Annotated in this window: 13 protein-coding genes; 6 read left to right on the plus strand and 7 right to left on the minus strand. The window is 49.5% G+C overall.

Annotated elements, in window-relative coordinates; all coding sequences use genetic code 11:
* Nucleotides 1–14: 14 nt before the first annotated feature.
* The 6 genes from amrB (at nt 15) to bioB (ending at nt 6,029) form a co-directional block, all read left to right on the plus strand.
* On the plus strand, nt 15–827 hold the full coding sequence (gene amrB, locus ACKU40_RS00480) for an AmmeMemoRadiSam system protein B (protein ID WP_320174583.1): 813 nt from the start codon (nt 15–17) through the stop codon (nt 825–827).
* Nucleotides 828–960: 133 nt separating this feature from the next.
* Nucleotides 961–2,622, plus strand: coding sequence for a hydantoinase/oxoprolinase family protein (locus ACKU40_RS00485; protein WP_320174584.1), 1,662 nt, complete (start codon nt 961–963; stop codon nt 2,620–2,622).
* Complete coding sequence (locus tag ACKU40_RS00490; RefSeq protein ID WP_320174585.1) at nt 2,615–2,971, plus strand: hypothetical protein; 357 nt, start codon at nt 2,615–2,617, stop codon at nt 2,969–2,971. Before ACKU40_RS00485 ends, ACKU40_RS00490 begins: the two co-directional genes overlap by 8 nt.
* A gap of 1 nt (nt 2,972) precedes the next feature.
* Nucleotides 2,973–3,665: a dethiobiotin synthase gene (gene bioD, locus ACKU40_RS00495; protein WP_320174586.1), complete on the plus strand. Its 693-nt coding sequence runs from the start codon at nt 2,973–2,975 to the stop codon at nt 3,663–3,665.
* A gap of 104 nt (nt 3,666–3,769) precedes the next feature.
* The gene (bioA, locus tag ACKU40_RS00500) at nt 3,770–5,041 is read left to right on the plus strand and encodes an adenosylmethionine--8-amino-7-oxononanoate transaminase (protein ID WP_320174587.1); all 1,272 of its coding nucleotides are present in this window, start codon (nt 3,770–3,772) and stop codon (nt 5,039–5,041) included.
* Nucleotides 5,042–5,045: 4 nt separating this feature from the next.
* Nucleotides 5,046–6,029, plus strand: coding sequence for a biotin synthase BioB (gene bioB / locus ACKU40_RS00505; protein ID WP_320174588.1), 984 nt, complete (start codon nt 5,046–5,048; stop codon nt 6,027–6,029).
* Nucleotides 6,030–6,096: 67 nt separating this feature from the next.
* On the opposite strand, the gene ACKU40_RS00510 is transcribed toward bioB, so the two are convergent.
* The 7 genes from ACKU40_RS00510 to ACKU40_RS00540 form a co-directional block, all read right to left on the minus strand.
* Entirely contained in the window at nt 6,097–6,750 is a 654-nt protein-coding gene (locus tag ACKU40_RS00510; protein WP_320174589.1) for a flagellar brake protein, read from the minus strand.
* Nucleotides 6,747–7,481 carry a tetratricopeptide repeat protein gene (locus tag ACKU40_RS00515; RefSeq protein ID WP_320174590.1) on the minus strand — a complete coding sequence of 245 codons (735 nt, stop codon included), beginning with the start codon at nt 7,479–7,481 and terminating at the stop codon, nt 6,747–6,749. The genes ACKU40_RS00510 and ACKU40_RS00515 overlap by 4 nt, the downstream gene beginning before the upstream one ends.
* Nucleotides 7,482–7,649: 168 nt before the next feature.
* Complete coding sequence (locus ACKU40_RS00520) at nt 7,650–8,435, minus strand: tetratricopeptide repeat protein (protein WP_320174591.1); 786 nt, start codon at nt 8,433–8,435, stop codon at nt 7,650–7,652.
* 126 nt (nt 8,436–8,561) lie between these two features.
* On the minus strand, nt 8,562–9,575 hold the full coding sequence (locus ACKU40_RS00525; RefSeq protein WP_320174592.1) for an oligopeptide/dipeptide ABC transporter ATP-binding protein: 1,014 nt from the start codon (nt 9,573–9,575) through the stop codon (nt 8,562–8,564).
* 9 nt (nt 9,576–9,584) lie between these two features.
* Nucleotides 9,585–10,553, minus strand: coding sequence for an ABC transporter ATP-binding protein (locus tag ACKU40_RS00530; protein WP_320174593.1), 969 nt, complete (start codon nt 10,551–10,553; stop codon nt 9,585–9,587).
* Between the two features lie 3 nt (nt 10,554–10,556).
* Nucleotides 10,557–11,483 (minus strand): ABC transporter permease, encoded by a 927-nt coding sequence (locus ACKU40_RS00535; RefSeq protein ID WP_320174594.1) that lies wholly within the window; start codon nt 11,481–11,483, stop codon nt 10,557–10,559.
* The gene (locus ACKU40_RS00540; RefSeq protein WP_320174595.1) at nt 11,484–12,458 is read right to left on the minus strand and encodes an ABC transporter permease; all 975 of its coding nucleotides are present in this window, start codon (nt 12,456–12,458) and stop codon (nt 11,484–11,486) included. It abuts the gene before it with no gap.
* Between the last annotated feature and the right edge of the window lie 12 nt (nt 12,459–12,470).

Here is a 12,470-nt window from a genome sequence, read left to right on the forward strand (position 1 = left end):
TAAGGCAGGTAAATATGAACAGACAGCCCGTAGTTGCCGGACGTTTTTACCCGGACAGCCCCGCTCAGCTTCGCAAGGAGATTGAGATGTATTCAGGAGCCCTGAATAAGGATGACGACCGTCCGGTTGACCGTCTGGTCATGGTTCCTCATGCCGGATATATATTTTCCGGTGAACCCTGCGGTAAAACCCTTGCCCAGAGCAAGCTGTCTGAGACAGTGTTTCTGTTTGGTCCTAATCATACCGGACTCGGTTCACCTCTTTCTGTCTGGGATAAAGGAAGCTGGGAGTTTCCGGGTGGCAAGCTGGATGTGGATGAAAAACTGGCCGCAAAGCTAATTGAAAGCGGCGCGGGATTTGTTTCAAATGAAAAGGCCCACTCGCGCGAACACTCCCTTGAAGTTATTGTTCCTTTTCTGCATTACCTTAATCCGGCAATGAAGATCGTTCCGGTCTGCGTTTCCGAAGCTTCACCTTCAAATCTGCGTAAGGCTGGTGAGGCCATCGCGGAAATAATGGAAGATTATCCGCAGCCTGTATCCATGGTTGTAAGCTCTGATATGAGCCATTTTATCTCTGCTGATCATGCCAAGAAGCTTGATTCCATGGCCCTTGAAGCCATTATTCGCATGGATCCTTCTGATCTGTATTCCATTGTCTCGTCCAATCAGATCAGCATGTGCGGTGTGCTGCCCATGACCATGGCTATGTTTGCCGCCAAGAAGCTTGGTGCTACTTCCGGCAAGCTTGTGCATTACACAAATTCAGGTCAGGCAACAGGTGACTACGAACGGGTAGTGGCCTATGCAGGAGTGATCATCTCATAACGTCTGGTTTATGAAATAGAATCCTAGCTCTTGCCAATCGGCAAAAGCGGCATTATTTGTACTGGTCAGACCTGCTATGGTGCGGTCGGATATTGAACAAAAATGCCTCCTGCGGGCGAAGGATATATGTGCAATGAGTTTTGAGAGCGGTTATGCGATCGGTATTGATACAGGCGGAACCTACACAGACACTGTTGTTGTAAAATGCGAAGACTCAAGCGTGGTGGCTACTGCCAAATCTCCCACCACCCATCATGACCTGAGCCTCGGTCTGGCTTCCTCTTTGGATAAAGCCATGAAGGAAAGCGGGATCAGCCCGGATGAGGTTCAGCTTGTTTCTGTTTCCACCACTCTGGCGACCAACGCCATTGTTGAGAATAAAGGCGCACGGGTCGGTCTGTTTATGATCGGTACCACTAAAGCGCTGAAACTGCCTGTTGTTACACTGCGTTATGTTAAGGGCGGACACAAGATTACCGGGGTGGAAGAAGATCCGCTTGATATTGAATCCCTTGTGGACGGTATTCAGGATATGGCCGGACATGTGGACGCTTATGCTGTCTGCTCGGCTATGAGTATCAAGAACCCCGCTCACGAACTTATCGCAGAAAAAGCTATTTCACTTACCGATCCTCAGCCCGTTTTTTGCTCCCACACAATCAGTACCCGTGCAGGTCAGGCTGAACGTGCCGCCACAGCTGTGCTCAATGCCCGTCTCATGCCGGTAATGAAAGATTTTCTCGCTGGTGTCGGCAAAGCTCTTGATGAACGCGGACTCGGTTCTTCCGTGGTTGTTGTGCGTGGTAATGCTACTCCCATGAGCATGGAAGATGCTGTGCAGCGCGCGGCTGAAACCTTTGCCAGCGGTCCGGCATCAACTGCTTATTATGGCTCTATTTATTCCCCGGAAAAAGATGCGCTTATTGTAGACGTGGGCGGTACAACCACTGACGTTACCCTGATCCGCAATTCTCAGCCCACCATTCAGGAAAGCGGTTCCATTATCGGCGACTGGGAAACCCATGTTGAGGCGGTGGAAATGTTTACCGTGGGTGTAGGTGGTGACAGTTTCGCACGCATTAATAGATCAGGAAATTTTGAAGTCGGCCCGGGCAGGGTTGTCCCCCTGTGCATGGCCGGAGATATTCCCGCTCCTGAAAAATGGATCGGCAAAGGGCATGAGTCGCATCTGCTTAAGGTCGGCCCGTCCGCGGATAAAAGTTCCGATGACGCAGTTCTGAAATATCTTTTTGAAAATGGCCCCTCCACTTTCGGGCAGATCATGGAAGGAACCGGACTCGGTGAGATCGGCCTTGGCGGAAAAGTCCAGAAGCTTGTACGCGAACAGCTGGTGGAGGAAGTCGGTTTCACTCCCACTGACGCACTGCACGTGCAGGGACAGCTGGATATCGGCGACAGGTCTGTTTCTGAAGCTGCGGCCGGTATTCTGGGTAAGGAATTTGATCTTGATGGAGCAGGGTTTGCGGAAATGGTCCTTTCAGAAACAAGGGTCAAGATTGAAAATGCTATGCTCGAACACATTGTGCGCAAGGAAATCGGCGGCAACATGGCCGGATTTATTTCCGGGCGTGCAGCAAGTTCGCTGGTAAGTTTTGATGCTTCACTCAACCTGCCTATCGTGGGTATCGGCGCTGCCGCTCAGAAGCTGCTGCCTGAAGTTGCTGAGAAACTGCATACTGAAGCTGTTTTCCCCTCCCATCATGAAGTCGGTAACGCATTGGGCGCGATTAAAATGGCCCTTGATACCATGAAAAAGGATAGCTGTAATGAGTAGAAACCAACCTTCCGCATACGAATATTGCCTTGAACCTGCCAGTGAGAATACTGAAGTTGAAGTTGTTCACGGTTGGATTTTTAAGGATGATAAGTGGGTGTCCCATGCGTGGTGCGAATTTGCTGACCGGGTAATTGATCTGGGACAGTCCACCCATTCCATGGATAAATTCAACTACTATATCGCTAACCGCGTCAGCGAAGAGCGTTGTCGTCGCTATTCCCGCATTGAATTTTTCACCCTCGTTGGTGACGAAGGCCATTTCGGTCCTTACGATAAGGAACTCTTCTTTGCCGAAACAAGTGACCGTGACCCGCTGGAAGTAATCGAATCAGGCGAGGCCAGCTAAATTGTCGGCCGGATTTTTTATTACCGGAACAGGTACGGATGTAGGAAAGACTGTGGTTACCGCAGGGCTTGCCCGTTTCTTCATGAAATCAGGGCGGCGCATACTTCCGGTGAAGCCTGTCCAGTCCGGGGCTATTGTCCTGCCTGACGGATCTCTGGATTCTCCTGACGGAGATGTTTATCGTGCTGCCGGGGCGGTCTGGGATATCAACAGGCAATGTCCTTATATTTTCGAGCCTCCGACCTCTCCGCATCTTGCTGCAAGGCTGGCCGGAGTGGAGCTTGATTATGTCGAGATTGCCCGAAAAGTCCGTGAGCTTGAGGGAGACGATTTTCTGCTTGTGGAAGGAGCCGGGGGAATCATGGTTCCCCTGAGTGATGACTCTTCCATGCTCAATCTTATGAAAGAGCTTGGCTATCCGGTAATTCTGGTCATTGAAAACAAGCTTGGCTGCATTAACGAAGCATTGCTTTCCATTGCGGCACTGCAGCAGTCCGGTCTGGAAATTTCCGGGCTGGTCATGACTTCTCCCAATCAGCCCGCGCCGGAAGAGTTTGGCATGGCCGAAGAGAATATCCGTTTCATCGAAAAAATCTCCGAAGTAAAAGTGATAGCTTCCATTCCATATATCGAAAATTGGGACTACAATGATCCCAAATGTTGGGAGCAAGTAGATAAGGCACTTGATTCCTGATTTATTATAAATAACTCGGCGAAGCCCTAATAAAGTTTTTGGGATTCTTAAACCCTTTTTGCAAAAAGGGTTTAAGAATCCGGCAGGGTCGCCGGAGGCATACCATGTCCATTCTTGAATTCGACAAAAATCATCTTTGGCATCCCTATACATCTGCTACTAATCCTCTTTCAGTTTATCCGGTAAAGCGTACTGAGGGCGTTAAGATCCTCCTTGAGGACGGAACCGAGCTTATTGACGGTATGGCTTCCTGGTGGTGCGCCATTCATGGCTATAATAATCCGGTGCTGGTCAAGGCTCTGTGCGATCAGGCCGAGACCATGCCTCATGTTATGTTCGGCGGTCTGACCCATGAACCTGCTGTGGAATTGGCCCGCAAGCTGGTTGCCATTTCTCCGGAACCTTTGCAGCAGGTGTTTCTGGCTGATTCAGGTTCGGTTTCAGTTGAGGTGGCCATCAAGATGGCTATCCAATACTGGTACGCTATGGGCAAGCCTGAAAAAAACAGGTTGATGACCATCCGTAACGGCTACCACGGCGATACCATCGGCTGCATGTCGGTCTGTGATCCGGTCAACGGCATGCATTCCATGTTCACCTCTGTGCTGCCGGAGCATGTTTTTGCCGAGGCCCCGCAGTGTAGATTTAATGAAGGCTGCACGGATGAAGATTTTGCGGATTTCAAGACGAAAATTGAAAAGCATGCCCATGAATTGGCGGCAGTTATCCTTGAACCGGTAGTGCAGGGTGCCGGGGGAATGCGTTTTTATTCCCCTGAATATTTGAAACGGGTCCGCGAGGCTTGTGACGAGCATGGCGTGCTGCTCATCTGCGATGAGATTGCTACCGGATTCGGACGCGCCGGGGCCATGTTCGCCAGTGAAATGGCCGGGATCAGTCCGGACATCATGTGCGTTGGCAAGGCCATTACCGGAGGCATGATGACTCTGGCCGCAACCCTTGCCACAAAGGAAGTCGCCGAGGGCATTTCCTCCAAAGGCGGCGTGTTCATGCATGGCCCGACTTTTATGGGTAACCCATTGGCCTGCGCTGTAGCGAATGCTTCCATAGATCTTTTGTTGAATAGTAATTGGAAAGAACGGGTCGCTGAAATTACCGAGTTGCTTTGTTCCGGGCTGGCACCCTGTGCTAAATCGAGTGCGGTGGCGGATGTGCGCTGCCTTGGAGCCATCGGGGTTGTCGAGCTTAAACAACCCGTGGATATGGAATCCATCCAGCGGGAATTTGTAAAACGCGGTGTCTGGGTTCGTCCTTTCGGGAAACTCGTCTATGTAATGCCGCCCTATGTAATTTCAAATCTAGAACTTGAGGCTCTGACTTCCGCTATCTGCGAAGTTGTAGGCCTTCAGGGGTAATATTTTGGATAGAAACGAGAAACAGGCTTTGTGGAATGCCGTCCATGGTGGCGGAGCAATTGATGAACACACTGCGGTTTCAGTACTCGGTGCTTCCCACGGAGAGCTGGCAGAAATTCTGCATGCCGCGCATACCATGACAATGCGCCGCTTCGGCCGTGAGGTCAGTCTTTGTTCCATTGCCAACGTACGTAGCGGGAACTGTTCGGAAGATTGTTCCTTCTGTGCCCAATCCAGCCATTTCAAGGGAACTCCGGCTCCGACTTATCCGCTTATGTCGGTGGATGAAATCCGTGACTGTGCAGAAAAAGCAGGGCAATCACCTCTTGAATTTTTCAGTTACGTGACCAGCGGCAGGGCACTTAAGGGTAAATCGCTTGAACATGTCTGTGAGGCTGTGGACGGCATGCGTGAGAAAAGTTTCAATCATTGTGCTTCATTGGGCTGCCTTGATTTTGACTCTTTGAAAAAGCTGCACGAATCCGGCGTAGTTCGTTACCATCATAACCTTGAGGCGGCAGAGAGTTATTTCTCCAACGTTTGCACCACCCATAGCTATGACGAGCGGGTGCGCACTGTTCGCGATGCCAAAAAAGCAGGTCTTGAGGTCTGCTGCGGCGGACTTTTGGGCCTTGGTGAAAGCCATCAACAGAGGGTTGAATTGGCCCTTGCCCTTGCGGAGTTGGAAGTTGATTCCATTCCACTTAATTTCCTGATCCCCATTCCTGGAACCCCTCTCGAAGATGTTGAGCCATTGCAGCCTCTGGAAATTCTGCTGACCATTGCAATGTTCCGTTTGGTTAACCCTCATGCGGAAGTGCGTATGGCAGCAGGAAGGTCCGCACTGCGTTCCCTGCAATCATTTATTTTCCATGCCGGCTGTAACGGGCTGATGGTCGGTGATTTTCTGACCGTATCCGGACAGGGTATAGATCATGATCTGACCATGCTTGAAGATTTGGGGCTGACTGTACGCACTAAAAAGTAGTCAGCTGTTTTTAGGCAAAGTAAAGGGCCCTGCTGGAGTTATTCCGCAGGGCCTTTTTTTGAAATTTTTAGGAGTGGTAAAGTATGGTGGCTACGTAATCCTGTATTTTTATCAGGATTTCCGGGGATGGTTTTTCAAAGGTCATTCCCAGAATTGTTTTTCGTGAATCCTTGGTGCACCGCTGTACTTTGCAGGGAATGAAAGTTGTCCCGTTTTCAGTGAAGTAGGGACAGAAGATTTTCATTTTATCACCTATTTCAGGGTCCGGGCGACTTTTATCGGTTATGTAGCTGATACAGCACCCACTGGTGCTCAGGTCTTCCAGCACGGCTACGCTTTTTTTGTCCCCGATTTCAATTTGCGCTTCCATGAAACAGGAAACCCTTTTGTGTCGTCTGAGATTGTATGATTCGATTCGCTTCGGGTATTTCAGGAAAAGTAGTCGGTCAGGTGAGCTGATCATTCTGATTACTTCGGTTTTGTAGCCGGAAGCAATGCCCTCATGAATATAACGTACAGTGGCTTCATTACCGGGGTACATATATTCGGACCAGAGTGACTTGTCCGCATGATGAACCATCGGTTCTTTGACAATAAGTGATTTTACGAAGTCCCCTCCAACGACAATGGTCGGGGCTTTATCATTGAGTCCACCTAACTCGATGGTTATTTTGAGCCCGGGAGTGCAGGCTGCCTTGAGTTTTTCCTTTTGCGAGATCATTGCTTTTTCCGTTTGACGATGTACTTCTTGAACATGGACGCTACTTCAAGTGTAGGTGCAATTTCAAGTGCTTTGTCCAGATGATTTAACGCCATATCATTATCGCCAGCGTCGAAATAAGCTCTGGCCGTATTGAAATGCAAATTTTCGTCATTAGGATTGATCTGGATGGCCCGGTCATAAAATGTGATGGCCTCATCAAAAAGCGATTGTTTGCGCAAGCTGATGGCAAAGAGGTTGAACTCCTGCCTCTGGCTTTCCATGAAAATTTCGTCTTTGTTTAAAAGTCTGTCTATTATCCCGGAAAGTTTTTTGAAATTTTTTTTAGTGCATAGCACCGACCCCATCCCCAGATTGGCTTTAGGGTGTTCCGGGTCCAAAAACAGGGCCTTGGCAAAGGATTGCTCTGCTTCATCAAGATTGCCGTTCAGAAAGTTTTGCTCCCCTTTTTCGATTTTTGCTTTGAGGGACTTCAGGGCCGGGAGGGTTTTTTTCTCGTAGTATTTTATTTCCGGAGCATACTGGGTGATAAATTCTTTTTTGTTTAAGGTTATCACCATACCTGAGGGGACGTTCTGATCATTGAGGGGCTGAACCTGAAATTTGTCCACATCGGATCGTGTGACATAGTAGTATGTCTTGCTCTCGGACCGCTGCATTGTAGTCCCGGCACCAGTGTAGTCTTTGATGTTTTTGGAATAAACACCAAGTACTTGAAAAATATCTCCCATCAACCGTCTCCCCACATAGACATATATCAAGCAAGCTGCGTGCTTTATTTAAATATATTTTTCTTTTTGTTTAACGCAAAGCCTGCTGTTTATAAGCAGGCTTTTCAAAAATGTCGATTAGAACTTGGTCCAACAGATGCTTTGCATGCTTGTGTGTCCGGTCTGGCATTAATTTGTTGGGTCATGTTCCTTCGGTTGCTGCTTGGACGTTGGCGTTTTGGCCTTTTTTTTCTTTTTGGTTAAATAATTTTTGAAAAGTGTGGCTGATTCCAGCCCAGGATTAATTTCGAGAGCTTTCTTTATATGAGAAAGAGCTTCATCTTTGTTTTCAGTGTCAAAATATGCACGGGCAATATTGAAATGCAGGTTTTCGTCGTCAGGATAAATCTCCAATGCTTTTTTATAAAAAGTCAGCGCTTCATCATATCGCCTGCTTTTGCGCAGCACTATGGCGAAGAGGTTGAATTCCTGACGTTGTTCTTCAAGAAAAACGGCATCTAGATTCAGTAGTACTTGGATGATTTCATTGAGTTTGTCGAAATTTTCTTTCGTACACTGGACACTGCCCATACCTAGGTTCGCTTTGGGGTTCTCCGGGTCCAAGAGCAATGCCCCGGCAAAGGCATGCTCAGCATCATTCAGATTGCCTTTTTCAAATGCATCTTCTCCCTTGGTGATTTTGGCTTGGAGAGTCTTCAGGGCTGGCAGGGTTTTGCGCTGGTAGTAGTATAATTCAGGGCTGAACTGGGCTATGAAATCCTTTTCAGAAATAACGGTAATCATCCCGGACGGAATGTCCTGTTCATTTAATGGCTGCACATGGTACTTACTGTAGCCTACGCGAATGACGTAATGATAGGTTTTGTTTTCGGATTTTTGTGAGGTTGTACCTGCTCCGATTCTGGTCTTGATATTTTGGGAGTATACTCCCAGCACTTTCATTTCCTGAGTCATACTGTCGTCCTGCAAAAATTTGAATCAATTTTTTTACAGCAGTATAGCACATAATAGAAAAGCCCGTCTTTTATTAACGGGCTTTTCTATTGTAAATTGATATTGGCTGTGAATAGGTAGTGAGTGCTAAAGCCTTCCTTCTTCAACAGCGTGGCAGGCACAGAGAGTGCCGTTTTCCAGATTGCGTGCGAGGGGAACTTCTTCCCGGCAGCGATCGTTTGCAAATGTACAGCGACCATGGAAGACACAGCCTGTAGGCAGGTTGATGGGGGTGGGCACATCACCGGAAAGATGAATATGCTTCTTCTTTTCCCCGCCAAGTGTCGGAATGGCCGAAAGCAGTGCCCTTGTGTACGGGTGCTGCGGGCTGGCAAAGATTTCCTTGGCTGTGCCCAGTTCGCAAAGACTACCCAGATACATGACCGCCACGCGGGTGGAAATGTGTTCAACAACCGAAAGGTCGTGGCTGATGAACAGGTAGGTCAGGTTGCGTTCTTCCTGCGCATCCATGAGCAGGTTCAGGATCTGGGCCTGAATGGAAACGTCCAATGCGGCGATTGGTTCATCTGCTACAATGAATTCAGGTTCAACAGCCAGAGCGCGGGCAATGCTGATGCGCTGGCGCTGTCCACCGGAGAACTCATGGGGATAGTTTCCGGCCCATTCCGGGTCCATACCCACACTGCGCATTACTTTGTGCAGCTTATCTTTTGCGTCGCCCCGTGAAATGCCCTTGTTATGGAAATAGATAGGCTCCTCAATGATCTGGCGCACGGTCATGCGCGGGTTCAGAGAGGCATAGGGGTCCTGAAAGACCATTTGCATTTTTGTACGGTAGGGAAGCATCTTCGAGTGAGGCAGGTTGTCGATGCGTTCTCCGCCGTAGTATACTTCACCGGAGTTAGGCGGATAAAGGCCCATTACGGTTCTTGCAAGGGTTGATTTACCACATCCGGATTCGCCGACCACGCTTAAAGTTTCACCTTTTTTAATCTCAAAGCTGACGTTGTTGACCGCTTTGACGATGGTGCGGTTGCGTGTGATGCGTCCGTTTTCCATTTGCAGCTGGTCGAGCAGTCCGCCGGAAATGTCGAAGTGCTTGACCAGATTTTTGATTTTTACGAGGGAATCGGTTGGCATGACGAATCTCTATACTTTGTCGGCATGATGGCAAGCCACCAGAATACCGGATTTATTTTCTTTAAGTTCGGGCCGTTCCTGCTTGCAGATGTCAGTACAGTGCTGGCATCTGGGGTTGAAGGGACAGCCTGCAGGCATATTCATGAGTGAAGGCATGGCACCGGGAATCTGGGTCAAGCGGTCTCCTGCTGCACCGGACTGGGGCAGGGCGGCGATCAGTCCCTGAGTGTAAGGATGTCCCGGGGTTTCGGTTACCTGACGGGTTGAACCTGTCTCCACAATTCCGCCCGCATACATGACCGCAATGCGCTGGGTAACTTCCGATACAACAGCGAGGTCATGGGTGATCAGGATCAGGCCCATATTGTCGGTCTCACAGAGTTCCAGCAGCAGATCCATTATCTCTGCCTGAATGGTTACATCCAGTGCTGTTGTCGGTTCATCGGCGATGATCAGTGACGGATCAGTCAAAAGTGAAATTGCGATGACGATGCGCTGGCGCATGCCGCCTGAGAATTCATGCGGGTACTGGGCCAGACGTTTGCGCGGGGAAGGGATGTAGACCTTGCGCAGTTTTTCCAGCGCAATTTCTTCTGCTTCCTTGCGGGTTACATCCATGTGGGCCATGACGGTTTCGGTCATCTGGGTGCCGATGGTCAGGACCGGGTTCAGGGTCATCATGGGGTCCTGAAAGATCATGGAGATGCGGTTGCCGCGAACGCCGCGCATTTTGTCAAAAGGCATTTTCGCAAGATCCTGCCCTTCAAACATGATTGATCCGTTGGAGATATATCCGGGCTTGGAGATAAGGTTGATGATGGAGAAACCGGTAACAGATTTACCGGCCCCGGATTCACCAACCAGACCGAGCCTTTCACCTTTATTCAGGGTGAAGCTAACATTGCGTACTGCCTCAAGGGAACCTTGGCGCAATGCGAACTCGACACTTAAGTTCTTAACATCAAGAAGCGGTTGCATTGGTTACCCCTTGTACAGTTTCGGGTTGAGGAAGTCGCGCAGCCAGTCACCAAGCAGGTTGATGACCAGAATGAGCACAACGAGTACAATGCCGGGGAACATGGTAATCCACCATGATCCGCTGAAGATGTACTCAAAGCCAACATTGATGAGTGAGCCCAGCGAAGGCTGGGTTACAGGCATGCCCAAGCCGACAAAGGAAAGGGCGGCCTCACTCATGATGGCGTTTGCAACCTGAATGGTGGAGATAACGAATACCGGAGAAAGGGTATTGGGCAGCACGTGGCGCCACATAATCCTTTTCTGGGAAAGTCCGATGACCTTGGCCGCTTCCACGTATTCCTTTTTCTTTTCTGCCAGTACGGAGGCACGCACAGTACGTGCATACTGCGGCCATTCAGCAAAGCCTATGACCAGAATCAGCAAGGGAATAGCTATTTCTTCATATTTGGCAACGCCGAACATGGCCTGAAAGATGGCCGAGATAAAAATCGCAACCATGTAGGTGGAAAAGGAAAGCTGCACGTCGGCAACGCGCATGAGGATGGATTCCACCCTTTTACCCATGAAGCCTGCTACCAGCCCGACCATGATGCCGAGGAACGCCTGCAGGGCAACAGCGCCGATACCGATGATCAGTGATACTCGCATGCCGTAAAGCATGGTGGAGTAAAGGTCGCGTCCCTGTGCATCGGTTCCGAGCAGGAAGCTGCTGTTTCCGCCGGGAAGCCATGAAGGCGGAATCTCCGCGTTCATGATGTCGATGTTGTGTGCATCGTAGGGATTAAAAGGTGCGACAAGTGGAGCCGCAAAGCCCATGAACAGCAACACGACCAGAATACCGAAACTTGTGAGGGCAACTTTGTCGTGCAGAAAGTCGTGCAGAAAGTATGATTCTTTGAATCTCTGCCAGCGTGATCTGGTTTTCATTTATTTTTGCCCCGCGATTCTTACCTGCGGGTTGACCAGTCCGTAAATGACGTCAACCACGGTGTTAACAACTACAAATATCAGCCCGACCACCATGAGATAGGCTACCATCAGCGGAGCATCGCCGCGTTCCACAGCCTCGATGAACATGAAGCCCATGCCCTGCCACTGGAATACGGTCTCAGTGAGGATGGTGAAGGCTATCATTGTTCCCAGCTGAACACCGCCCACGGTGATGACCGGGAGCAGGGTGTTTTTGAAGGCGTGGACAATCCATACGCGTCTGGGCATCAAACCTTTGGCCCATGCGTATTTAATGTAGTCGTTTTCAAGAACTTCCATCATTTCGGAACGAATGAGTCGAATGAAGAGCGGGAGCATGATGGAAGAAAGGGCGATGGAAGGCATGATCAGATGCAGCCAGCCGTCAGCAGTCAGGAAGCCTGTGCGCCATCCGCCCAGTGCAACAGTCTCGCCTCGTCCGTAGGATGGCAGCCAGTGCAGTTCCACTGAAAAAATATAGATCATGAGAATCGCGGTCAGGAATACCGGGATTGAGACCCCGACAATTGATCCGCCCATGACAAACCGCGCGAACATAGCCTTGGGCCGGATGGCCGAATAAATACCCAGCGGTATGGAAAAAATTACGATGATCAGGGCGGCACAGATAACCAGTTCCAGAGTCGCTGGAGCCTTGCTCAGGATTACATCAAGAGCGGACTTTTTGTAGAAGAAAGATCTACCGATATCACCCTTGACCGCTCCCTGCATGAAACGGCCGAACTGGACCATGAAAGGATCATTGAGACCGAGTTCGTCCCTGATTTTTTCCCTTTCAGCAGCAGATACGGAAACCCCCGTAATCTCCCTTACCGGGTCACCGAAGCTCTGCTTGATGGCAAAGCCGATGAAGCTGATGATCAGCATTACAATGATCGCCTGTGCGATCCTTCGGACTATAAAAGCAAACATTTTTTATTTAAC

It is taken from the genome of Maridesulfovibrio sp. (assembly GCF_963666665.1).
Lineage (GTDB): Bacteria > Desulfobacterota > Desulfovibrionia > Desulfovibrionales > Desulfovibrionaceae > Maridesulfovibrio.

Excerpts from the sequence above, each read along its gene's own strand:
- amrB (WP_320174583.1), top strand. The coding sequence starts at position 15 with ATGAACAGACAGCCCGTAGTTGCCGGACGTTTTTACCCGGACAGCCCC.
- ACKU40_RS00485 (WP_320174584.1), top strand. The coding sequence starts at position 961 with ATGAGTTTTGAGAGCGGTTATGCGATCGGTATTGATACAGGCGGAACC.
- ACKU40_RS00490 (WP_320174585.1), top strand. The coding sequence starts at position 2,615 with ATGAGTAGAAACCAACCTTCCGCATACGAATATTGCCTTGAACCTGCC.
- bioA (WP_320174587.1), top strand. The coding sequence starts at position 3,770 with ATGTCCATTCTTGAATTCGACAAAAATCATCTTTGGCATCCCTATACA.
- ACKU40_RS00510 (WP_320174589.1), bottom strand. The coding sequence starts at position 6,750 with ATGATCTCGCAAAAGGAAAAACTCAAGGCAGCCTGCACTCCCGGGCTC.
- ACKU40_RS00515 (WP_320174590.1), bottom strand. The coding sequence starts at position 7,481 with ATGGGAGATATTTTTCAAGTACTTGGTGTTTATTCCAAAAACATCAAA.
- ACKU40_RS00520 (WP_320174591.1), bottom strand. The coding sequence starts at position 8,435 with ATGACTCAGGAAATGAAAGTGCTGGGAGTATACTCCCAAAATATCAAG.
- ACKU40_RS00525 (WP_320174592.1), bottom strand. The coding sequence starts at position 9,575 with ATGCCAACCGATTCCCTCGTAAAAATCAAAAATCTGGTCAAGCACTTC.
- ACKU40_RS00530 (WP_320174593.1), bottom strand. The coding sequence starts at position 10,553 with ATGCAACCGCTTCTTGATGTTAAGAACTTAAGTGTCGAGTTCGCATTG.
- ACKU40_RS00535 (WP_320174594.1), bottom strand. The coding sequence starts at position 11,483 with ATGAAAACCAGATCACGCTGGCAGAGATTCAAAGAATCATACTTTCTG.
- ACKU40_RS00540 (WP_320174595.1), bottom strand. The coding sequence starts at position 12,458 with ATGTTTGCTTTTATAGTCCGAAGGATCGCACAGGCGATCATTGTAATG.